Annotated in this window: 26 protein-coding genes; 11 read left to right on the top strand and 15 right to left on the bottom strand. The window is 69.8% G+C overall.

Features of this window, described 5'->3' with window-relative positions:
- Positions 1–66: 66 nt before the first annotated feature.
- The gene (locus ACFVJX_RS05340) at positions 67–762 is read right to left on the bottom strand and encodes an SGNH/GDSL hydrolase family protein (RefSeq protein WP_384124036.1); all 696 of its coding nucleotides are present in this window, start codon (positions 760–762) and stop codon (positions 67–69) included.
- A gap of 291 nt (positions 763–1,053) precedes the next feature.
- Between ACFVJX_RS05340 and ACFVJX_RS05335 the strand changes: the two genes are divergently transcribed.
- Together ACFVJX_RS05335 and ACFVJX_RS05330 are read left to right on the top strand one after the other, a co-directional pair.
- On the top strand, positions 1,054–1,776 hold the full coding sequence (locus ACFVJX_RS05335) for a TetR/AcrR family transcriptional regulator (RefSeq protein ID WP_384124034.1): 723 nt from the start codon (positions 1,054–1,056) through the stop codon (positions 1,774–1,776).
- Positions 1,773–2,138 (top strand): DoxX family protein, encoded by a 366-nt coding sequence (locus ACFVJX_RS05330; protein ID WP_384124032.1) that lies wholly within the window; start codon positions 1,773–1,775, stop codon positions 2,136–2,138. The genes ACFVJX_RS05335 and ACFVJX_RS05330 overlap by 4 nt, the downstream gene beginning before the upstream one ends.
- A 45-nt stretch (positions 2,139–2,183) precedes the next feature.
- Here the strand turns inward: ACFVJX_RS05330 and ACFVJX_RS05325 are convergent, their stop codons facing one another.
- The 12 genes from ACFVJX_RS05325 to ligD all read right to left on the bottom strand — a co-directional run bounded on the left by ACFVJX_RS05325 (position 2,184) and on the right by ligD (position 9,575).
- Complete coding sequence (locus tag ACFVJX_RS05325) at positions 2,184–2,648, bottom strand: Asp23/Gls24 family envelope stress response protein (protein WP_384124030.1); 465 nt, start codon at positions 2,646–2,648, stop codon at positions 2,184–2,186.
- Between the two features lie 169 nt (positions 2,649–2,817).
- Positions 2,818–3,096 (bottom strand): gas vesicle protein K, encoded by a 279-nt coding sequence (locus ACFVJX_RS05320; RefSeq protein ID WP_384124028.1) that lies wholly within the window; start codon positions 3,094–3,096, stop codon positions 2,818–2,820.
- Positions 3,093–3,320 carry a gas vesicle protein gene (locus ACFVJX_RS05315; RefSeq protein ID WP_384124026.1) on the bottom strand — a complete coding sequence of 76 codons (228 nt, stop codon included), beginning with the start codon at positions 3,318–3,320 and terminating at the stop codon, positions 3,093–3,095. Before ACFVJX_RS05315 ends, ACFVJX_RS05320 begins: the two co-directional genes overlap by 4 nt.
- Positions 3,321–3,323: 3 nt before the next feature.
- Positions 3,324–4,169: a GvpL/GvpF family gas vesicle protein gene (locus ACFVJX_RS05310; RefSeq protein WP_384124024.1), complete on the bottom strand. Its 846-nt coding sequence runs from the start codon at positions 4,167–4,169 to the stop codon at positions 3,324–3,326.
- Positions 4,166–4,507: a gas vesicle protein gene (locus tag ACFVJX_RS05305; protein WP_384124022.1), complete on the bottom strand. Its 342-nt coding sequence runs from the start codon at positions 4,505–4,507 to the stop codon at positions 4,166–4,168. Before ACFVJX_RS05305 ends, ACFVJX_RS05310 begins: the two co-directional genes overlap by 4 nt.
- Entirely contained in the window at positions 4,500–5,624 is a 1,125-nt protein-coding gene (locus ACFVJX_RS05300) for an SRPBCC family protein (RefSeq protein WP_384124020.1), read from the bottom strand. Before ACFVJX_RS05300 ends, ACFVJX_RS05305 begins: the two co-directional genes overlap by 8 nt.
- A 6-nt stretch (positions 5,625–5,630) precedes the next feature.
- Complete coding sequence (locus tag ACFVJX_RS05295) at positions 5,631–6,518, bottom strand: histone protein (RefSeq protein ID WP_384124019.1); 888 nt, start codon at positions 6,516–6,518, stop codon at positions 5,631–5,633.
- Positions 6,519–6,525: 7 nt separating this feature from the next.
- Positions 6,526–6,780, bottom strand: a complete 255-nt coding sequence (locus ACFVJX_RS05290) for a gas vesicle protein GvpG (RefSeq protein ID WP_384124017.1) — start codon at positions 6,778–6,780, stop codon at positions 6,526–6,528.
- A 1-nt stretch (position 6,781) separates the two neighbouring features.
- Positions 6,782–7,531 carry a GvpL/GvpF family gas vesicle protein gene (locus tag ACFVJX_RS05285; RefSeq protein WP_384124083.1) on the bottom strand — a complete coding sequence of 250 codons (750 nt, stop codon included), beginning with the start codon at positions 7,529–7,531 and terminating at the stop codon, positions 6,782–6,784.
- 2 nt (positions 7,532–7,533) lie between these two features.
- Positions 7,534–7,992 (bottom strand): gas vesicle protein GvpJ, encoded by a 459-nt coding sequence (gene gvpJ, locus ACFVJX_RS05280; protein WP_384124016.1) that lies wholly within the window; start codon positions 7,990–7,992, stop codon positions 7,534–7,536.
- Positions 7,993–8,025: 33 nt separating this feature from the next.
- A complete protein-coding gene (locus ACFVJX_RS05275) occupies positions 8,026–8,346 on the bottom strand; it encodes a gas vesicle protein (RefSeq protein WP_384124014.1) in 321 nt (106 codons plus the stop codon).
- 320 nt (positions 8,347–8,666) lie between these two features.
- Positions 8,667–9,575, bottom strand: a complete 909-nt coding sequence (gene ligD / locus ACFVJX_RS05270) for a non-homologous end-joining DNA ligase (RefSeq protein WP_384124081.1) — start codon at positions 9,573–9,575, stop codon at positions 8,667–8,669.
- A gap of 242 nt (positions 9,576–9,817) precedes the next feature.
- On the opposite strand from ligD, the gene ACFVJX_RS05265 reads away from it, so the two are divergent.
- On the top strand, positions 9,818–10,480 hold the full coding sequence (locus ACFVJX_RS05265; RefSeq protein WP_384124012.1) for a DNA polymerase ligase N-terminal domain-containing protein: 663 nt from the start codon (positions 9,818–9,820) through the stop codon (positions 10,478–10,480).
- 124 nt (positions 10,481–10,604) lie between these two features.
- Here ACFVJX_RS05265 and ACFVJX_RS05260 read toward each other — a convergent pair whose 3' ends face one another.
- On the bottom strand, positions 10,605–11,210 hold the full coding sequence (locus tag ACFVJX_RS05260; protein WP_384124010.1) for a flavodoxin family protein: 606 nt from the start codon (positions 11,208–11,210) through the stop codon (positions 10,605–10,607).
- 351 nt (positions 11,211–11,561) lie between these two features.
- Here ACFVJX_RS05260 and ACFVJX_RS05255 point away from each other — a divergent pair, with 351 nt between their 5' ends.
- From ACFVJX_RS05255 to ACFVJX_RS05225, 7 genes are all read left to right on the top strand, one after another.
- A complete protein-coding gene (locus tag ACFVJX_RS05255) occupies positions 11,562–12,041 on the top strand; it encodes an SRPBCC family protein (RefSeq protein WP_384124009.1) in 480 nt (159 codons plus the stop codon).
- A gap of 67 nt (positions 12,042–12,108) precedes the next feature.
- Positions 12,109–13,725 (top strand): phytoene desaturase family protein, encoded by a 1,617-nt coding sequence (locus tag ACFVJX_RS05250; protein WP_384124007.1) that lies wholly within the window; start codon positions 12,109–12,111, stop codon positions 13,723–13,725.
- A 70-nt stretch (positions 13,726–13,795) separates the two neighbouring features.
- Entirely contained in the window at positions 13,796–14,932 is a 1,137-nt protein-coding gene (locus tag ACFVJX_RS05245) for an FUSC family protein (protein WP_384124005.1), read from the top strand.
- Between the two features lie 274 nt (positions 14,933–15,206).
- A complete protein-coding gene (locus tag ACFVJX_RS05240) occupies positions 15,207–15,596 on the top strand; it encodes a hypothetical protein (RefSeq protein WP_384124080.1) in 390 nt (129 codons plus the stop codon).
- A 466-nt stretch (positions 15,597–16,062) separates the two neighbouring features.
- A complete protein-coding gene (locus ACFVJX_RS05235; protein ID WP_384124003.1) occupies positions 16,063–16,740 on the top strand; it encodes a HemK2/MTQ2 family protein methyltransferase in 678 nt (225 codons plus the stop codon).
- Positions 16,724–16,999, top strand: coding sequence for a CDGSH iron-sulfur domain-containing protein (locus tag ACFVJX_RS05230; protein WP_384124001.1), 276 nt, complete (start codon positions 16,724–16,726; stop codon positions 16,997–16,999). Before ACFVJX_RS05235 ends, ACFVJX_RS05230 begins: the two co-directional genes overlap by 17 nt.
- On the top strand, positions 16,996–18,042 hold the full coding sequence (locus ACFVJX_RS05225; RefSeq protein ID WP_384123999.1) for an iron-containing redox enzyme family protein: 1,047 nt from the start codon (positions 16,996–16,998) through the stop codon (positions 18,040–18,042). Before ACFVJX_RS05230 ends, ACFVJX_RS05225 begins: the two co-directional genes overlap by 4 nt.
- A gap of 51 nt (positions 18,043–18,093) precedes the next feature.
- Here the strand turns inward: ACFVJX_RS05225 and ACFVJX_RS05220 are convergent, their stop codons facing one another.
- Complete coding sequence (locus ACFVJX_RS05220; protein WP_384123997.1) at positions 18,094–18,477, bottom strand: DUF4259 domain-containing protein; 384 nt, start codon at positions 18,475–18,477, stop codon at positions 18,094–18,096.
- Positions 18,478–18,761: 284 nt separating this feature from the next.
- Between ACFVJX_RS05220 and ACFVJX_RS05215 the strand changes: the two genes are divergently transcribed.
- Positions 18,762–21,482 (top strand): family 78 glycoside hydrolase catalytic domain, encoded by a 2,721-nt coding sequence (locus ACFVJX_RS05215; protein WP_384123996.1) that lies wholly within the window; start codon positions 18,762–18,764, stop codon positions 21,480–21,482.
- Positions 21,483–21,593 lie beyond the last annotated feature (111 nt).

The following is a 21,593-nucleotide window of genomic DNA, read 5'->3' as shown; positions in this document are numbered from 1 at the left end:
GGTGGACGCGCACCGCGCGCGTCCACCCGGGAGTCGTGGGAGACGGCCCCGGCCCGCTGTCCCTGCTCAGCCGAACAGTGACAGGTCGATGGAGTCCGCCAGGGCCAGGTAGCCCGCATCGGTGCCGTGCTGGTGGTCGTCCGCGTGGAAGCCGTCCTTGATCCGGCCGGGGCGGGCCGGATCGCGCCAGACGGCGTCGAAGTCCAGTACCCCGTCGAAGGCACCACTGGTTCGGATCCAGGCGTTGACCACCTGGCGCGCCCTCTCGCCCTCCGCGGAGAAGATGTCCGCTCCCTCCCACGGCACGAGCGTGGAACCGTAGATCCTCACACCGTGCCCGTGCGCCCGGGCGATCAGCCCGCGGTAACCGGCGATGACGTCGTCGGCCGTCACCGGCGCGCCCGGGGAGAGATCGAGGAACTCCGCCAGGGGCCCGTCGTCACGGGGGGCGAAGGAGACAGCGATGTCGTTCATGCCTTCGGACACCACCACATGACGGAGGCCCGGCGTCGCCAGGACGTCACGGTCGAAGCGGGCCGACGCGGAGTGGCCGAAGCCGTCGTTCAGCAACCGGTTGCCGCTGATGCCCTGGTTGGAGACGTGGACTGCGGGCCCGCCGCGCTCGACAAGACGCTCCGACAGGCGCTCTGCCAGGCGGTCCGTCCAGCGCCGGTTTGAGTCCGGGGTCGAACCGACGCCGTCGGTGATGGAGTCGCCGATCACGACGACCGCCTCGGCCGGCCCTTCGGGAAGGACCGCCACCGCCGAGACGAGGGCCTGCGACGGCAGGGGCGTGGCATGGGCGGGGAGGGTGATGGCGGCGACCGCGTTGCCCGGGACGGATGCACGTACCGGCTGCCCTGTCCCGGACGGATCCGGCGCCGCTGTGCCGAGCCGCGCGCCCCACTACGGGCGGCTCGGCATCTCCCGGTTCCGGCGACGGCGCGCCGAACTCCTGACGAGGCTCGTGGCCAGGCGTGGGGTGATCTCCCGCGCCTCCGCACGGATCCGTTCCCCTTGTGCCTACGGGTCCCGCGCCCTACCATCCTGAACATGTTCACTGAACAGGTTCAGTCACGTGCGGCGAAACGGGAGGCGACACGCCTCAAGGTGCTGTCATCGGCCGAACGGCTGTTCCGTGAGCAAGGATTCGGTGCCAGTACCATCCGTCAGATCGCCACCGACGCCGAAGTGAGCACCGGCACGGTCATGTCGGTGGGCGACAAGGACGCCCTTCTCGTCGCCATCTTCGACACCTGGATCGCCGCCGTGCACCACGGTCGGCAGGATCGGCAGGCGCGGGGCGGGATGGCGCGGCTAAGCCCCGCCGCGGCGGGGCAGGCGGTCATGGATCTTGTCGAACCCTTCATCACCTACTTCGCCCTCGACCTCGAACTCTCCCGGGAGTACGCCGCGGTCATCGTCCGCGGCACCCATGAGTCAGAGGTCTTCCAGGCCCTCGCGCGGGCCCTGCTCACGGAACTCGAGACGCTGCTGACCCGCACACAGCTCGCCGCCGCCCAGGCGGGTGCCGGCGCGCGCACCATCTACTTCGCCTACCTGGGCGTCCTCATGACCGTCGGAAACGGCGCTCTCGACCAGCGGACCGCGATCGCCCAGTTCCAAGAAGTCATCGATTTCGTCGTTCACCACGAAGTGGATCACGACCAAGTGGTTCACGACGAAGTGGTTCACGACGAAGTGGTTCACGACGAAGCCGTCATCCCCGACGCCGTTCACGACGAAGCTGTTCACGACGAAGGAGCCCAGCCATGATCAGCACTCCCGACCCGTGGTGGCCCACCGTACTGCTCGCGGCGGTGCTGTTCTCCGACGCGCTCATGTCGGTCCGTCCTCCGACGTTCATTCAGCAGTGCCTGGACGGAGTGAACTTCCCACGCGACTGGTGGTGGGCGCTTGTGGTCGTCAAGCTCCTCGCGGCGGCGGGGCTCGTCGCCGGACTCCGGCACGAGGGAGTCGGAGTCACGACCAACATCGCGGTGATCGCCTACTTCGTGTGCGCCGCCTACGCCCATTACCGGGCACGGTTCCTCAAGCAGGAATTCTGGCTGAACTGCCTGGGCATGCTCGCGTTGTCGACGGCCGTGCTTTTTCTGTCACACATGTCCACGTTCTGACACACATGTCCAACACTCTGACGGACTGTGCCCGCAGGCCCCGCGTCACTGAACGCGGGACTTCGTCCGAGAGCTGTCCGAGTCTTCGTCGTTGTCGTCGTCATCATCGCCCGGAATGTGGACGTCGAGCACCTTTATGTTGATCTCGACGACTTCCAGCCCGGTCATGGTCTCGACCGCGTCCGTGACGTTGTCACGGATGTTCTTGGCGGTCTTCAGAATGGGAGTGCCGTACTCCACCACGATGTCGACGTCCACGGCGGTCTGCTTCTCACCCACCTCCACCTTCACGCCACGGCTGGGGTCACTGGAACCGGAGACCTTGCTCTTGACCGCTCCCAGCGCCCGCGAGGCGCCTCCTCCGACGGAGTAGACACCATCGGTCTCGCGCACGGCTATGCCGGCGATCGTCGAGACCACGGTGTCCGCGATGACGGTGGTCCCCCGGGTTCCCCCGGCTGCGTCGCTCGTTCCCAGTGCAGTTCCGCTTTGACCTTCGTTTATCGCCATGAGTTCCTCGCACGGATTCGTCTTGCGAGGGGGCCGACGGGGCTCGGCGGCTTTTTCCGCCGACCTGTGCCCCCAGTTCCACTGTGCTCCGGTAGCCGTCCCTGCGCCATTCGGGTGCCAGGAGCCGAAATCGGATAAGCGGATAAATGCGGGAGGTCCCGGTGCGACGTCAGTCCCGGGGCAGCAGACTGCCCAGCGGCCCCAAATCCAGATTGAGGTCTTCGGGTCGCACTCCGTGCTGCTCGCAGAGCTCCGTCATTCGCTGGTCGAGCAGCATCAGCGTGGTACCGATCTCATCGGTCTGCTCATCGGTGAGGTCACCCTCGTCGATGCGGCGCAGGGCCTGCCGTTCCATCAGCTGACGGAGCAACTCGACCACGGTGAGGACCAGGGTGACGAGGTCACGCCCCATCTGCTCGGAGTCCAGGTCGACTCGTGAGGCCGTCACAGTGGCCCACTGTCCGCCCACGGGGCGGGTACACGTTCATTGACGGATGACAGCAGAGCGTGCAGCGACACCCGTACGAGGGGGACGTCGGCGATCGCGATGACCAGGTCCCCGCTGACGACGACCCCGGTCGCCAGAACCCTGTCCAGGAGGTCGACCAGCGGCACCCCGATGGGCCCGCTCAAGGGCCCCGGGTTGTCCCAGGGCACCACGTCGTGCGTCACGGCTCACACCTCGCCCACGAAGGAGTACGGGACCCACGGACCCGAGAGCTCGATCTCCGCGCCGGTGCGTTCCCGCAGACTCCTGGCGAGCAGGTCCAGTTCCGCTGCCCGGTGCTCCGGGACCAGGTACGTGGCGTTGAGGACCTGGACCCGGCGGTCACCGGCGGCCCCCTGGCCGTGCGGCCGGAGTCGGCGGGACGCCTTGGCGATACGGCTCACATCCGCGTCCACGGCCTCGGCGACGCGCAGCGAGTCCCCCTGCCGCTGCTCGCGCCGCGTGCGCAGGTTCCGTTTGCGATCCAGATAGGCGCGCCCCGCTCCGGGAGCCGGGCGGGCCCGGTCTGCCTGCGCGCTCGGCGGGTCCGCCGAGTCCTCGCCCCCGCCGTCCGGCGGCTCGGACCCGGGTGCGTACACCTTCACGCCCCACTCGGCGTGATGGGCAATGCGCTCCAGCGCGGTGTGGAAGCGCGCCGACTCGTTGTTCAGCGCGAGCCTGGCCCTGTCCTCACCGTTGTACAGCGTGGCCAGCGGCAAGGGCACCGTGGGCGCGTGAGCGGCGACCCTCGACACGACCGCGTGGTGGGAACGCGCGTACCGTTCGAGTTCCTTCTCGTCCGTCAGGCGCTCCTGCCAGGCCTCGTCCGTGAACTCGGCCGACCGAACGGTCTGCACGATCGCGGTGAGCGGTCCGAAGGCAAGCGACCGGATCGGTTCGTCCTCGGTGACTCCGACGACACCGCCGAGATCCAGGCGTTCTTCGGTGCGGCAGACCGCGTACACGTAGATGGCATTCGTATCCGAGGCCTCGGGCCCGCGCTCCGCCATGTGCGTCTGTTCTCCCTCGGTCATCGCTCGGACGAAGCTGTCTCTTCGGAGCCGGATTCCAATTCCTCCAGGCGCCGCCGCAGTTCGCGGTTCTCGTCCTGCAGGGCGTTTCGTGCCGCATGGGAACTGAGCGCCGGATCGGTCTCCCACCAGTCGATGCCGGCCTTCTTCGCCGTGTCCACGGAGGCGACGAAGAGGCGCAGCCGGATGGTGAGCAGCTCGATGTCGAGCAGGTCGATCTTGATGTCCCCGGCGATCACGATGCCCTTGTCGAGTACGCGCTCGAGGATGTCGGCGAGGTTGGTGGTCTGCGACCCGGAGGCCGGGTAGGACGCGTCCTGTCTGAAGTCGAGGTCAGTCACTGCGGGCCTTCCGCGATCGCTTCTTCGAGGGGGCTGCCCGCCTTCTGCGCGGCGGCTCTTCCTCTTCCTCCTCGTCGTCTTCTTCCACGTCTTCTTCGTCTTCGTCGTCGTCTTCTACGTCGTCCTCATCGCCCTCGTCGTCCTCATCCTCGTCCTCGTCCTCGTCGGTCAGTTGGTCGTCGTCCTCCTCGCCGTCCTCGTCATCCCACTCGTCCTCGTACTCGTCCGCGTCGCCCTCCGCATCCGAGTCTTCGTCGCCCTCTGCTTCTTCCTCTTCCATGGCCTCTTCATGGGACACGACGACCTCACCGTCGCGAATCTCCCCGCGCCACCCGTCCGGTTCCTCCTCGGTCAGGGTGACGTAGCGCTGGAAGTGCTTGAAGTCGAGTCGCACGCGGCGCCCTTGAGCCCGCCAGAGGTTGCCGGTCTTCTCGAAGAATCCGGACGGGTAGTACTCGATGACGAGGACGATGCGTGTGAGCGACGGAGCCAGTTCGTGGAAGCTCACTGCGCCCCGAGTGGTGCCCTTGGCACCCTCGGACGTCCAGATGATGCGTTCGTCGGGCACTTGCTCCTGGACCGTCGCCTTGAAGCTGCGCGCGGACGGTCCTACCTTGACCTTCCAGTCGCTGGACATCTCGTCGTCCATCGAGACGTCCTGCACGCCCTTCGCGAAACTGCTGAACTGGTCGTACTGAGTCCAGTGGTCGTAAGCGGTACGCAGCGGAACGCCCACATCGAGCACCTCGACGATGTTCATGATTTTGCCGCTGCTCGCCTTCCCCTTGCCCTTGCCGCCCCCTCCCCCGCCGTCATCGTCGCCGCCGCCGAAGGCTTCCTTCGCCTTGCCCACGACGTTGTCCTTGACGCCCTTGGCCTTCTCCGAGACCAATGCCTTCACCGGCGAATCACCCTTGAGGATCCGGGAGCCGATGGCCGGCAGCGAGCCGCCGTTCTCGGCTACATCGGTCAGCTGGCTGGTGACGTCCGTCAGCTTCTCCCCCGCCTTTTCGGCGAGCTTCTCCACCTGCGTACTCAGGAAGCTGGACAGTTCCCCGCGGAGCTTGTCCATTCCGGACTCTTCCGCCTCAGGTTCTGAGTTCTCCGACCTGGCCATGACTCGCTACCTCCGACGGCTGGTGCGCTTGGATGCGGCCCGCTTCGACGACGTGCTACCCGCTGACGTCTTCTTGGCGGCCGTCTTCTTCGCAGGGGCAGCCTTCTTGGCTGCGGCCTTCTTGGCCGGCGACGTCTTCTTGGCAGCGGCCTTCTTTGCCGGGGCGGACTTCTTCGCAGCGGCCTTCTTGGCCGGGGCGGACTTCTTGGCCGCGGCCTTCTTCGCGGGCGGCGCCTTCTTGGCCGCCTTCTTGGCCGGGGCGGACTTCTTCGCAGCCGCCTTCTTGGCCCGGGGGCCCTCGCCCTCCGCAGCGCCCTTCGCCGTCTTCGAACGACTCGGCCGGGAAGCACGCTTTCGCGGCTGCTTCTTCTCCGGCTCCTCCTCGTCCTCTTCTTCCTCGTCCGCCGGCTGTTCGTCCTCGTCCTCCGGCTCACCCTCGTCCTCGTCCTCGTCCTCGTCCGGGGGCTCCTCCTCGTCCTCGTACTCCTCGTCGTCGTACTCGGCGCCTTCTTCGTCGGGCGCCTCCTCGTCCTCGTACTCGTCCTCTTCTTCCTCGTCCTCATCACGCTCATCGCGCGGAGGTTCGATGAGACGGGCCGTGCGGTCGCTGATCACTTCGGCCAGCGAGCCCATGCTGCGGTTGGCGGCGGCGGTCATGGCCTTACGGCCGGCCTCCAGCACTTCCCCGCGGAGCTGTTCCTGAAGCTCCGCGACCTGGGGAACCTCGCCGAGACGGCGCATTCCCTCCGCGGCGAGCTGGCGGGGCTCCAGGCCGAATCGCCGGCCGGCCAGGTAGGTGGCGACCGTGATGGCCATCCGCCCCTTCTTGGTCCGGCCCAGCACGTAGCCACCCACCACTGCGGCCGCAAGGGTCACCTTGGTCTGGTCTTCCATGAGCACGTCACCTTCGATCGATCTGTGCCGGGCCGACCCGTACGGCGTGCAGCCGGTCAAGCAACCGTTCTTCTTCCCGTTCGAACTCCTCCAGGCTGATGTCGCCGGCCTCGAGTTCCTGGTTGAGCACGGCCAACTGCGCACGTAGTACGCCAGGGTCGTGCAACTCGCGCTCGGCAGCGTCGTTGAGCTTCTCCGCCACCCAGACAACGCCGCGGACCGGCGCGATGGGGAGCGTGAGCAAGCCTGTGATCAGTCCCATGTCACTTCCCGCCTACGGGTACAGGGCGTGGCCCGGACGAGACGAAGCTGTAGCAGGGCAGCGGGCCGGCCAGGCGCAGCTCAACGTGTTCGCTGTGGTCGCGGGCGAAGTCGTGTGCCCGGGCGAGGAAGGTGTCGGCGTCGCCACGGTCGACGAGGAAGGACATGTTGAGGGTGCATCCCGAGACCTCGGGGCCGGCGGCCACCGCATGGGCCGCGGACGCCAGTTCACGCAGAACGCGCTGCCCCGCCGCGGCAGCCCTGCGGGTGAGAGCGGCTGCGATCGCTTCGCCCAGCCGGAGACTCGCCTCGTATCCGGGGTTGCGGCGCGCGGCCTCGCGGAGCCTCCGTACGTTCGTCTCCTCGGCCACGAGGGACGGCAGGGCGTTCTGCGCCGGGAGCGCCTTCACGTTGATCTCGATACGGCCGGCAAGCCGGTCGAGAGTGGCCGCGTGCCCGGATTCGGCCGCGGCCAACTGCTCGATGACCGTCTCGTCGTCGGGCGCGACCATGCCGAACCGCATGGGCAGCACCGGCCCTTGGTCCGCCAGGCGCATCAGAAGGTCCTGGTGCGCGAGCAGGTCGCGTCGGCGTGCGCGGAGCTGGGGCGGCGCATCGCTGACGACCGCGTCGAGCAGGCCATGCCTGACCGTACGCACGGGGGCGGGAGGGGACCCCACGCCGGCGGCTCCCTTCGGCAGGACCGTTCCCGCCCGCAGGATCGCGTAGACGTACACGCCCTCAGCCGCCACGGTCATGCCTCCACGCTCCGTCGTCGGCCCGTGCCGCTGCGGGCGGGTGCCCGCCGCTTCCTCGGCCGCTCGGGCGCTTCGTCCTCGACCGCGTCCTCGGAGCTCTCGCCACCGCCGACCGCCTTCTTCACGGTGTCGCCCACCGTCTCGGCGGCGTTGCGCACCTTGCGCTTGCCGACGGACTTGGCGACACCGCCACCCAGCAGTTCGGGGACGGTGGTGCTGCCGGAATCACGTTCCAGGTCGAGCCGGTTGCACGCCTCGGCGAACCGCAGATAGGTGTCCACACTCGCGACGACGATGCGCGCGTCGATCTTCAGGATCTCGATTCCGACCAGCGAGACCCGGATGAACACGTCGATGACCATGCCGCGGTCCAGAATCAGTTCCAGCACGTCGTACAACGTGCCGGCCCGAGGCGGGCAGGCCACTACTTCGTCGGAGTAGGTGGTCGCGCTCATGGAATGTCCTTCCAGCAGGGGAGCGAAAGCGGGTCACTCGTCGGCTGCACCACGTCGGTAGCGCCGGACTCTGCGGTATTCCAGGAGCGCGCCGGCCCGGTCAAGCTGCACCTCGTACGAGGCGAGGAGGCTTGTGGTGTCGGGGATCCGTGGCACTTCGAGAACGTCCACCACCACACACCAGCCGTCGTCGGAACGCCGGACAGCGGACACGCCCTCCGCGGGGTGGCCGATCAGCCCCTCCAGGCTCTTGCAGGCAGCGGAGGCCGCATGCTCCGGCCCCCGCGCGGACCCCGCGCGTGGCCGGCTCGCCGTCTTGGAGCTTCCGGCACGTGTACGACGTTCTTCTGCCATAAAGCCAGTCTGGCCACTCCGGCCGACCGCGCATCTCGAGCGATGCCATCAGTGCGTATGTCTGTCCTCTTGCTCATCCGTGGACCGTCCGGGGACCGCCGGGCACGGAGGCGCGGAAGGGCGTGGAACGGCACCGCGCCCGACGGTCGGAGGGCCCCGTTCGTCCGGCGGCCGCCTGTCAGAGCCGGATCTCCTCCGCTTCGGGGTGCTCATACGTGTTGGTCAAGTCGATGACGATGAGCGCGCTACTACCCGTACCCTCTTGGCCGCCGCGGGCGCGCCGAACGGCCACGCATCACATGGGCGGAGTCCGGCGGCCGTCATTCCGTGCCTCCCCCGCTCCCGGAGAGTTTCTTCAAGCGTCGGGCAGCCGCGCTCACACCGCGGCCATGGCGCATGAGCCCCGCCCAGGGGTCCCTGTCCAGGCGGTCGCCGAGGTCGGTCACCGTCCAGCGGCGGGCGGTCAGATCGGGTGTGTCCAGTTCACCCCAGTCCAAGGGCACAGCGACGGGAGCGCCCGGCCTGGACCGGACGGCGAACGGAGCGACCACCGTCTGCCCGTAACCGTTGCGGGCGACATCCAGATACAGCCGCCCCTTGCGCGCGTCCTTACGTGGCTCGGTGGTCAGCTCACGCGCGTACCGTGCCGCCAGCGTCGTCGCGGCGTTGCGGGCGAAGGCCAGTACGTCGTCGGCATCGTCACGCCGGTTCAACGGTACGACGACGTGCAGACCGCGCGATCCCGTCGTCATCAGTCCCGAGGGGAGTTCCAACTCGTCCAGCAGCTCTCGCAGGCGATGAGCAGCGCGGCGCACGGCCTCGAAGTCGTCGGCGGGCGGGTCCAGGTCGAAGACCAGGCGGTCGGGGCAGCGCGGCCTGTCGGCGCGGCTCAGCCATCGGTGCGGGGTGATGCACGCCTGGCTCGCGAGGTAGACCAGAGTCGCGGTGTCGTCACAGACCACATGCGTTACCTCGCCGCCCTCCTTGGCCACCGACGCCCGGTGGATCCAGTCGGGGAAGTAGGCGGAGATCTCCTTCTGGTAGAAGCGGCTCCCGTCGATGCCGTCCGGCATCCGCTCGAGCATGAGGGGCCGGCCACGCAGCTCGGGGAGCATGCGCGGCGCCACCCGCCGATAGTGCTCGGCGAGATCGGCCTTGGTGACACCGTCCTGCGGGAACAGCTCCTTGCCGGCCCGCTTCACGTCGATCTTGCGTCGTCCTACCCGCATCTCAACCGTGTGGCTCACGCGACCGTTCCTCTCTACTCCTCCGAGGTTCGCTCGCTCCAGCTTGCTCCGCACTCATCTCCGTCGCGAACGCCCTGTCGGTTGCCTGTGCCCCGCCCAGCAGCCTGTTGCTCGTCCCCGCAGGCGCGGACCGCTCGCCGTGCGGGGGAGATCCGGGATGCATAACCTGAGCGCGCCGGGTACGCGGGGGGGTGCCCGCGGTGAGCCGGCGGAAGGGAGTCGAGGTGAGCGGGAACGAAGCCCTGGAGACCTACCGCGGGAAGCGACACTTCGGGAGGACGAGCGAGCCGAACGGTGAGAGCGCTGCGGCGGGTACGGACGACGAGCCCACGTTCGTGGTGCAGATTCACGACGCCCGCACCATGCACTTCGACTTCCGTCTCGAGGTGGACGGCGTGCTCAGGTCCTGGTCGGTCCCCAAGGGCCCTTCCACCGACCCGCACGACAAGCGGCTCGCCATCCCCACCGAGGACCACCCCCTGGAGTACCGGGAGTTCGAGGGAGTGATTCCCGAGGGCGAGTACGGCGGCGGCACCGTCATCGTCTGGGACAGCGGCACCTACCGCCCGGCAAGTCACGACAAGAGGGGCCGTCCTGTGCCCTTCAGCGAGGCCCTGGAACACGGCCACGCCACGTTCGATCTCCACGGCCGGAAGTTGCGCGGCCGGTTCGCACTCACCCGGTTCCACGGCCGCGAGGAGAAGGACGGCGGGGCGGCCGGGAAGCCGACGTGGCTGCTTGTACGCACCGGCTCCGGGCACACCACGAGTGGCGGGACCCCCGACCCGCGACGGGCCCGTTCCGCGCGCTCCGGTCGTACGTTGCGCCAGGTCGCCGAGGCACCGGACGCGCCGACCTGGGAGCCGGACGACGGCGAGCGGCGATGAGCGGCCTGCTGGAGACACTCCCGCCCGAACCGGGGAACCGCTCGGGCAGGCGTTGAAAGTAGCGCCGTCCGCCCGAAGGCGGGTCCCGCGACGTCCGGTGCGTGCGACGGCAAGCCGCGGACGCCTACGAGCCGGCGGGGTACGGGTTGTCGGCGAGCACCCCGGCAAGGTGCGCCGCGTTGACGGCGAGGGTTCGGCTCGTGGCGGCGACCGCCTCGGGTGTCCGGTCCAGGTCCTGGTAGTCGGTGCCGTGCTGCGCCTCACCCACCCAGTAGGTCACTGCTCCCGGTGGCAGGGTGAAGCCCAGGTCGTTGAGGCCCTGGAAGAGATCGGCGCTGACCTTGTGTGCGCCGTCCTCGTTTCCGACGACGGCCGCCACCCCCACCTTGCCGTAGGTCAGTTGGCGGCCCAGGTCATCGGTCTCGGAGATGTCGGCGTTCAGGCGCTCCAGCACGCGCTGGCACACGCTCGAAGGGTGACCCAGCCAGATGGGTGTGGACACGAGCACGATGTCGGCGGCCATCACCTTCTTCCGCAGCTCCGGCCACGCGTCTCCCCCGCCCATGTCCTGGGCGACTCCCGGCCGCACATCGTGGTCGACCACACGCACCGTCTCCCCCCGCACCCCCAGGCCGGACAGCTCAGCCATGATCTGGTCAGCCAGCAGCTGGCTGCTGGAATTCTTCGGGGACGGCGACAAGGTACAGACGAGCGCGAGAGCGAAAGTCATATCGGCCAACTCCTTCAAGTTTCCGGGCGAGCGCCCGGTTTCGTGTGCCCGGTTTCGTGCGCCCGGATGCGGACGGCCTTGAGATACTGCCGGATCACGTTGCCGGGTCGCTGTCGCCCTTTGCGAGGGCCGACGCGGCGGCTTCGGTCTGGTCGGGACCGGCATGCGGAGGGATCGGCGGAACCTCCACTCGGCGGAACGGGCCGGCGTCCCTACCCAGGATGCCCCGGTCCTCGCCGGGGTGCGCTCCGACGACCCCGACGGCCGCTGTCCCCGTGCGGGAGGGGGTACCCGGGCCTAGCGTGGGAAGGCGCGGCGAAGGACACGACACTTCGGACGGCGGAGGAGCGCATGGCCGTACGGCACCGGTTGATCAGGAAACCTCCCGCGGACGTCTGGGACGTCCTGTCCGACGTCGAACGGTACGGCGACTGGGTCGTCGGTACCTCGCGCGCCGAGCTGGACGAGGGGCATTGGCCGGAGCTGGGTGCGGCCCTCCGCTACGAGATCAGGATCGGGCCGCTCACCCTGCACAACCGGACCGTCGTGCGCCGCAGCGAGCCGATCGGCGTCCTGGAGCTGGAGGCGGACAGCGGGCCGCTGGGGACGGCGAGGATCGCGATGGAACTGCGGCCCTGGGGCGAGCACACCCTGGTCATCCTCGACGAACACCCGCTGCGCGGGGCGGGTGGCACCCTGCACAACGGTCTCCTGGACGTCGTACAGCAAGCGCGGAACCGCGCGATGCTGGGCCGCCTCGCCCGGCTGTGCGAGGGCGACGAACACCGGCCCCGCACCGATCCCGGGCGTCCGCGACCGCGCAGGGCGTGAATCCGCACCGCGCCGGCCCGAGCCGCATCGCCGAACGGGCCGCCAACCACCGAGCCGGGAGTGAGCCATGCCGGACGCCGTAGTGATCGGGGCGGGCCCCAACGGGCTGGTCGCGGCGAACCTCCTGGCCGACGCGGGCTGGAGCGTCGAGGTCCTGGAAGCCCAGGACGAACCCGGAGGAGCGGTCCGGCACGACCGGGGGGTCGATCCCGAATTCACCAGCGACCTCTTCAGCGCCTTCTATCCCCTCGCAGCCGCGTCCCCGGTCCTGGCCGGCCTGCGTCTGGAACGTGAGGGGCTGAGCTGGAGCCACGCCCCGAAGGTGCTCGCCCACCCCTTGCTGGACGGTCGCTGCGCCGTTCTCAGCCGTGATCTGGAGGAGACGGCCGCGAACATGGAGACGTTCGCCGCCGGGGACGGGGCCGCGTGGAAGGAACTCCGGGAGGTCTGGGAGACGCTGCGGCCCGGCATCCTCGACGCCCTGTTCACGCCGTTCCCCCCGGTACGCGCCGGGGCACGGCTGGCGCTGCGGCTGCGTACGGCGGGCGGGCTCCGGCTGGCCAGGACGATGGTGCTGCCGGTACGGCGTCTGGGCGAGGAGGAGTTCCGCGGCGAGGGCGGCAGACTCCTGCTCGCGGGCAATGCCCTGCACGCGGACCTCTCGCCGGAAGCGGCGGGCAGCGGCGGCTTCGGCTGGCTCATGTCGATGCTCGGCCAGACCTACGGCTTTCCCGTTCCCACCGGAGGCTCGGGTGCACTCACCTCCGCACTCGTCCGCCGACTGGCGCGCCGCGGCGGGACCGTCCGCTGCGGGGAACCCGTCAGCGAGGTCATCGTCCGCGGCGGCCGGGCCGTCGGCGTACGCACCGCGAGCGGCGAGGCGGTCCGGGCCCGCAGGGCGGTCCTGGCCGATGTGTCCGCGCCCGCGCTCTACGGCTCCCTGGTGGCGGAGGAGCACCTTCCCGGACGGCTGCTCGCCGACCTGAAGCGTTTCCAGTGGGACTTCGCCACTTTCAAGGTCGACTGGGCCTTGAACGGCGTGGTGCCCTGGACCTGCCCAGAGGCTTCGCAGGCCGGGACCGTCCACCTGGCGGACGGCGTGGACGGCCTCACCCGCTTCGCCGCCCAGATCGCCATGGGCCGTGTTCCTGACGAGCCGTTCGCCCTCTTCGGTCAGATGAGCACAACCGACCCCAGCCGTTCGCCCCGGGGCACCGAGTCCGCGTGGGCGTACACGCATGTACCTCACCGGGTGCGGGGGGACGCCGGAGGAGCCGGGCTGACCGGTTCCTGGGACGTCCGGGAACAGGAGACGATGGCAGACCGGGTCGAGGCGCAGGTCGAGCGCTATGCACCGGGCTTCCGCAGCTTGATCAGAGCCCGGCGCATCCTGGCCCCGCCCACGCTGGAGAGCCTGGACGCCAACCTGCACGGTGGCGCCATCAACGGCGGTACGACAGCCGTGCACCAGCAACTGGTCTTCCGCCCCTCCCCCGGCACCGGCCGCCCGGAGACACCCGTCCCCGGTCTCTATCTCGCCTCCGCCTCCGCGCACCCCGGCGGCGGGGTCCACGGTGCTCCGGGCGCCAACGCCGCGCGGGCCGCTCTGCGCCGGCAGCGCACCGGCGCCCTGTCCCACCTCCAGAGCCGGCTGACACACCGCGACCGCAAGGGACAGCCCTGAAGCCGGGCCCTCACATCCATGACGTTTCGGGCGGGCGGCGACAAGGGCCGCCCTGTAGGGAGTGAACGGGTTGGCACGGGAGGTACGTTGGTCGGCTGCCGGGCGGTGGGCCGAGCGGGAGTGGGCCGCGGTCCGGAGTTCCGTTCACAGCGCGTTCGAGGATTCCGGGCCCGAACGGGACACCCTCGTCCAGTCCCTCAAAGCAGCAGCCGCGGCGATCATCGCCTGGGCCCTGACGGGGTGGTGGCTGCACGCCCCCATGGCGTTCCTGGCTCCGTGGACGGCGGTCGCCCTGATCAGTGGCACCGTCTACCAGTCACTGCGCACGGGCGCCCAGCAGTTCGTCATCATCGCCCTGGGCACGGTGTGGGCCTCGGCCGCCATGGCCCTGACGCATGACCAGACCATGGCCGCCATGCTTCTCACCCTGCCGTTCATGACGTTGCTCGGGAACTACCGGCGTTTCGGGAGCCAGGGCATCCTCGGGGCGAGCACGGCGCTCTTCGTGATCACGTACGGATCGTCGAGCGCTTCCACGGTCGGTCACCGGCTGCTGGAGACACTCATCGGCGCGGTGGTGGGCATCGCGGTCAACGCCCTCGTCCTGCCCCCGGTCCATCTGCGCAGCGTCGGTGATCGTCTGCGCCTGCTCGCGCGGGACTCCGCGGGCTTGCTCGACGCCATGGCGCACGGCCTGCGCGAGGACAGCGCGTTGGTGAAGACGGCTGACTGGCACGCCGAGGCGTCCCGTCTCCAACTGTCCCTCCAGGGCGTGGCCGACGCCAGGCGCTGGGCAACGGAGGGCGCGCGCTGGAACCCGGGCGGACGGCTGCGGCGGACGGGCCCTGCGCCCCCACCCTTCGCGGAGGATGTCCGGTGGGGCCGGATCTGCACCCGCATCCTCGCCGTCGCACGCACCCTGAACGAAATCGGCGACGACGACAAGGGTCTTCCCACGCCTCCGTCCCGCTTTCTCGTCGAGCTGTCCGACGTACTGGAGCAGGCCGCCCGCGTGTGCGCCGAGGAGCCCGACCCGTCGGTTCCCTCCACCGTCGAGCGGCGCGAGGCGGCGTTCGACAAGGCATGGACCTCACACCGCACTCTCGCCGGCGACTTCCGGGAACAGGAGGGAACAGCGGCAGCCGTCGGCGGCGAACTGCTGCTGGAGACACGTCAGCTGCTCATGGAACTGGCTCCACCGCCCTGAGCGGCCCCGGCCCCCGGCCCCGCCGCCCGTACCGGAACCGTTCATCCGCCTCCGTTGTTCCCCCTCCCCGTTGTTCCCGCTCACCGTTGTTCCCGCTCACCGTTGTTCCCGCGAGCATCCGGGTAAGCGGCGCCGGCGGAGCTCGCGACCGGCGGGCCGGAACCCGACCAAGTGCGACCACGCCGATAGGCGCGCGGATGTTCCGGGCATGAGTGCCTGCGTGAGCGATGAACAGAACAGCACCCCGGACGCCGCGCACCGGCGCCCCGAAGGCATGAGCGACAAAACCGTCGAAGCGCTGGGCGCGTTGTCGAAGGCACTGGAGACAACCGAACGCGCCCGCGGCGCGCTGTACGAGTTCCATCAGCTGACCGGGTCGGCCGATTTCAGCGTGGGCGACGCGGTCCGGCTCCTGCGCGAGGCCGGCCACGATCAGGAGGCAGACCTCGTCGAGCGGGACGTTCTCGGCCGCAACGTCATTCCCGGTCACTGGACCTTCCAGCTCGTCGAGGCGTACAACCGGACGTACTACCGGCCCTTCGCCGACATCGAGCAGCATCTGGTCCACAAGCTCGCGCAGGGCCGCGACCACCTGCACGAAGCCGAACTGAAAAGGGCCCGCCGCCCCCTTGGCCGTACACCGAAACCCGACCGTGGCAGCTGAGCCCCACTGGCACGACAGGGAGTGCAGCCGCGGCACAGGTCTCAGTCGGTAACCGACACCTGCCACGGCTTCCCGGGAGACGACGCCACCGTCCTTGCCCCTCGACCGGCACGCCCCCGCGCATCGCCCCGAGTACGGCGAGGCGGGCTGTTCCGAACAATGTCGGCCCGCGAGGGATGGGACGAGGATTCCAGGACAGGCGCTCATGGTCCGGTTGTCCCGGATGCACACAACGGACTCTCCTCTCCGGGGGACAGCCCGCGCCGGGTGCGGCGCGGCGCCGTCCCACCCGCGCCACACCCCTTTACGGAGGTTCCGCATGTCTGTTCCTGTCCCTCCCGGTCCCGCGGGGCAAGGAGGAACGCCGGCCACAGTCCGTAACCGCCGGAGTGGCGGACCACCGGCGGGCGGTCCATCCTGGACGCGCGGCGGCCAGTCGTCGCCACTACGAGGGCGAGAGTCGGGCATGGCCCTGTCACCTCCGAGCCGGCAACGGCGCATGCTGACCGTGCCGGGCGTCTACGCCCCGCAGCACGACACCCACCTCCTCATGCGCGCCCTCGGCCGGCAGGACTTCAGCCCCGGGACGCACGTGCTCGAGATCGGAACCGGCAGCGGGGCCCTCGCGGTGGCCGCCGCCCGGCTGGGGGCACGGGTCACGGCGATTGACATCTCCCACCGGGCGGTGCTGTGCGCCCGGGTGAACGCCGCTCTCCACCGCAGCCGTGTCACCGTCCGCTACCGCGATCTGTCCGCCCTTGACGCGGGACAGTACGACATGGTGATCAGCAATCCCCCGTACGTGCCCGCGCCGGCCGTTCTCCCGCCGCTGCGCGGCAGGGCCCGTGCTTGGGACGGCGGCCGCGACGGCCGCGCTGTCGTCGACCGCGTCTGCGCCACAGCCGCGACCGCCCTGCGGCCCGGTGGCACACTCCTCATGGTCCATTCGAAGATGTGCGGCATCCGCACCACGATCGATGTTCTCGCAAGAGCCGGCCTCGACGCGGAGGTCATCGACCGCGAACTCGTCCCGCTCGGTCCGGTGCTGCGGTCCAGACTGCCGTGGCTGCGCCGGCAGGGACTGATGGACGACGAGGAGCAGGACAAGGAAGAACTGGTGGTCATCCGTGCGCGACAGTGCTGACTCCCGCCGTATCCGCCTGGACCGCAACGGACCGCTCCTGGTGGAAGGGCCCGTGACCGTCACCGGGGACGACGGCGTGACCGCCACCTCCGATCGCTTCATGGTGGCGGTGTGCACCTGCCGTCGCAGCCGGACCTATCCCTGGTGCGACACCAGCCACCGCCACCGCGCGGCCCCGAATTCCGGCACCTCGCCCGAAACGGCCACCGCCGCGAACTCGGACTCGGCCTCGGCCTCTGACTCGAAGGAGGCGTCATGAGCACAGCGCCCTACCTCGAATCGCGCGCCGGCAGCCCGGCGCTGCCGGACCCGCGCGGCGTTCTCTCCGGCGCCGTCCTGTCGGCATTGCGGGACGGCCACGTTCCCGTGGTGGATCCGCAGACGGTGGCGGAGGCCGAGCCGTACGGGGACGACCTCCAACTGGCCCTCTATGTGCTGTACGAGTTGCACTACCAGGGCTTCGACGGCGTCGGTGACGACCGTGAGTGGGATCCGGACCTGCTGCGACTGCGCGGAGCACTGGAACGCCGTTTCCTGAACGCGCTGCGGACGGACGTGCCGGGCGGCGCGAGCGCCGACGACGCCCTGGCCGCGATCCTCGTCGAACCGGCCGCCGACGACGGCAGCGGCGTGAGCGACCACCTCCAGGACGAGGGAGCGCTCTGGCAGATCCGGGAGTACGCGGCGCTGCGCTCCCTCTACCACCTCAAGGAAGCCGACCCCCATGCCTGGGTCATCCCCCGGCTCCACGGCCGTGCGAAAGCCGCCATGGTGGCGGTGGAGTTCGACGAGTTCGGCGGCGGGCGCGCCGAAGACATCCACGCCCGGCTCTTCGCGGACCTGATGGACGACCTCGGTCTGGAACACGCCTACGGCCACTATCTCGACGCGGCTCCCGCGCAGGCGCTGTGCACGGTCAACGTGATGTCGCTGTTCGGTCTGCACAGGGCGTTGCGCGGCACCCTCGTCGGGCATTTCGCCGCCGTGGAGGTGACGTCCTCGCCCGGGTCCCGGCGGCTCGCGAAGGCGATGCGACGCGCGGGTGCCGGGCCGGCCGCCGCACGCTTCTACGACGAGCACGTCGAGGCCGACGCCGTGCACGAACAGGTCGTCCGGCACGAGGTGATCGGCCCCCTCCTGGCGGCCGAGCCCGGTCTCGACGCCGACGTGGCCTTCGGCATAGAGGCGACCGGTCTGCTCGAAGACAGGCTGGGCTCGCTCCTGCTGGAGGCCTGGCGGGACGGCCGCTCCGCCCTGCGAATCCCATTGGCCGCGACCGCACGGCAGCCCGGCAGCCCGTGAGCACCATGACGCGCCGGCCCGTTTCCGCAGCGACTGCCGCCGGACCTGCCGCTACTCGACGGCTACCACCGCTGCCGCCGACGCCTCGGCCAGGCGCTGGAACGTCCCGTTGAGCACGGCCCTGCGTTCGTCCTTGTAGGCGGGTTCGGGCTCCAGGTCGTCGATCGTCCGCTCCCAGACCGCCAGGAACGTCTCATGCCACGTCCGGATCACATCCGGCGACGGAAGCGACACGCCCACCCACCCCTGCCGGTCCAGAACGAGCAGCAGCTCCAGATTGCAGGGGACGGTCACACCCCAGTACTCGTCCGGTTCGAGCCCCGCCGGGTCGCCGGCCATCGCCTCCGTCACCTCGCTCAGGAGCCGGTCGGCCAGCTCCGAGAGATGATCGGCCGCCGTGTCGCTGTCGAAGTTGCCCGCGCCCCACGTGCCCACTCTTCCGCCTCCGCGTCGCAGATAGTCGTATGTCTTCGCTTCCGTCCGCCATCACAGCAGAGCCCACTGACAGCAGGCCCGGAACCCGGGCCGACCGCCTGCGGCACCGGTCCCGGCCGGGAGGAACAGGGGGGCGGAGCCGGGTGAGCCGGAGCCGCCGTAACCGTTGACGCTTCTCGCAGCAGCCACCTAAGGTCTCGTGAAACGTTTCACCACCCACCCCGGTGTCGCGCGCCCGCACGGCACGGGACTTGACCCAGCAGCTGCCTGCGAAAGGCTCCCCCATGCGTCTACGCAGCACCCGCGCCACACCCAGGAGAACACCGGCACCCCTGTGCGCCGCCGCGCTCCTGACGGTGGCGCTGCTCACCGGCAGCGCGCATCCCGCCGTAGCGGCCGGCGGGCTCCACCTGCGGAGTGTCACCGTCGACGGACGCACCGACCCACTGGCCGTCGAGGCCGAACACCCTTTGCTGGGCTGGAAGCTGACGAGTGGGGAGCGCGACGCCACTCAGTCCGCCTACCAGGTCCGGGTGTCGAGCGGCCCGGCCGGGCCGGCAAGCGGGCACGGCGATGTCTGGGACAGCGGAAGGCGTCGTTCGAGCGAGTCGGTCGCTGTGGAGTACGGCGGCAAACCGCTTGTCCCTGGGGCGCGTTACTACTGGAAGGTCCGCGTCTGGGACGCGCACGGCAGGCCCTCCCCGTGGAGCGCACCCGCCCATTGGGACCAGGCGCTGCGTACGGCCGACGACTGGCACGGCGCGCGGTGGATCGCCCCGTCCGACGACGAGGCGGGAGCGCCGCTGCTGCGCAAGGACTTCCGACTCGCCGACAAGAAGGTCGCCAGGGCGCGCGCCTATGTCGCCGGACTCGGCTTCCACGAACTGCGGCTGAACGGCGCGAAGGTGGGTGATCACGTACTTGCCCCGGCCAACACCCCCTACGAGCGCCGGGTGCTGTACGACACCTATGACGTGACCCGTCAGTTGCGGGGCGGCGCCAACTCCGTGGGACTGTGGCTCGGGAACGGGTACGGCAAGAACTTCAGCCCGTACGGCTTCCGCTGGACCGGCAAGCGGCAGGCGGTGATGCTGCTCGACGTCACGTACACCGACGGCAGTCACAGCCGGCTGACGACCGATCCGACCTGGAAGTGGTCCACCGGTCCGGTCACCGCCGACGACCTCTACGACGGCGAGTCCTACGACGCCCGCAAGCAGCAGGAGGGCTGGGACCGGCCGGGCTTCGACGACGGTTCCTGGAAGTCCACCACCGGCGCGGATGCCCCCGAGGGGGAACTGCGCGCGAGCACCATGCCCGCGGTCGAGGTGGCGGACACTCTGGATCCGCTGAAGGTGACGGAGCCCCGGCCGGGCACCTACGTCTACGATTTCGGGCAGAACATCGCCGGCTGGGCACGGCTGCGGGCCGAGGGCCCCGCGGGCACCCGCGTCTCTCTGCGGACCGCGGAGGAGCTCGGGGCCGACGGTCTGCTCGACACGGCGACCAACCGGGACGCAGCCGCCACGGACACCTTCACCCTCGCCGGCACGGGAGAGCCGGAGACGTACGAGCCGCGCTTCACCTACCACGGCTTCCGGTACCTGGAGGTCACCGGCTCCCCCGGACGTCCGGCGAAGGGCGCTGTGCAAGCCCGTGTCGTGCACGCCGACGTGCCGTCGACCGGTAGCTTCACCTCCTCCAGCGACATGCTGAACAGCATCTGGCGCAACAACCGCTGGAGCATCATCAACAACTCCATGAGCACCCCTACGGACACCCCCGTCCGGGACGAGCGGACACCGCCGGCCATGGACGTCCAGGCCTACGGGGACGCAGCCGTCCGTGAGTTCGGCATGGAGGGCTTCTACGCGAAATACCTGCAGGACATGCCGCCGGGCACGGCTCTGCCCTCCGACGACGTCAAGGCGCAGTACCCGGACATGGCGGGGGGCCAGGTGGTCCTGGCGTGGACGGTGTACGAGCAGTACGGCGACCGGGACGCGCTGGAGACGGCGTACCCGGACATGAAGCGTTTCGTCGACCGTAACGCGGCAGAGACCCCCGGGCTCATCTGGCCGCAGGACAAGGGCTTCGGCGACTGGTGCCCGCCCGACCACGGGCCCGAGTCGAACGGCGGGATGGGCAGTCCCGGTGCGGGCGACTGCACCAGCGAGGTGTCCCTCGTCAACACGGCCCTGTCGTTCCGGCAGGCCGAGGTGACGGCGCAGGCAGCCGACGCGCTGGGGCACTCCGAGGACGCCCGTCACTTCGAGGGGCTGGCCGACCGCATCGAGGACGCCTTCAACGGGCACTTCCTCAACGAGGCCGGCGATACCTACGGGAGCGGACGCCAGGTGACCAGCGTCCTGCCGCTCGCCTTCGGAATGGTGCCCGAGGCGCGCGAAGAAGCCGTCGGCGACCAGCTGGTGCGGACGATCACGGAGAAGGACGCCAGCCATCTGGACACCGGCATCTTCGGTACCCGCCACCTGATGGACGCCCTCGACCGCATCGGCCGCACCGACCTCGCGATGACCATGCTCCAGCAGCGCGACTACCCGGGCTTCGGCTTCGAGCTGGCCCACGGGGCCACGGCGAGCTGGGAGCAGTGGCTCTACAGCTCCGCCATGGAGACGCACGACCACGCGATGTTCGCCGGCCTCAACACCTCGCTGTACACCGTGCTGGCGGGTATCAGGCCCGCGAAGGCCGGCTACCGCGAGATCACCGTCGCGCCCACGGTGCCCGCTTCCCTCAGCCACGTCTCCGCCGCGCTGGAGACCGTGCGCGGGCGCGTGGCCAGCACGTGGGAGCGGCGGGCCGGCGGTTCGCTGCGCCTGACGGTCACCATCCCGGCCAACAGCCGTGCGGTGGTGGAGGTTCCGGTGACGGCACGTCACGACCGGGTGGAGGCGACGCGGGGGGCCGAGCGAACCCGGACCACGGACCGGAGCGCCACCTACCGGATCGGTTCGGGTGTGTGGACGTTCACCGTGCGCTGACCGTCACCTCGGATGTGCCGGGCCGGCCGCGCTCCATCGCGCGGTCCGGGCCGGCACCCGGCCGAGGGCGGGGATCCGGCAGCCGACGAAGCGGCTGTCCGAACCCCCGCC

This window comes from Streptomyces sp. NPDC127177 (assembly GCF_042672475.1).
In the GTDB taxonomy this organism is placed as follows: Bacteria; Actinomycetota; Actinomycetes; order Streptomycetales; family Streptomycetaceae; genus Streptomyces.
Note: the sequence above shows the minus strand (reverse complement) of the source record. Positions and strands in the feature narration are given on the sequence as shown.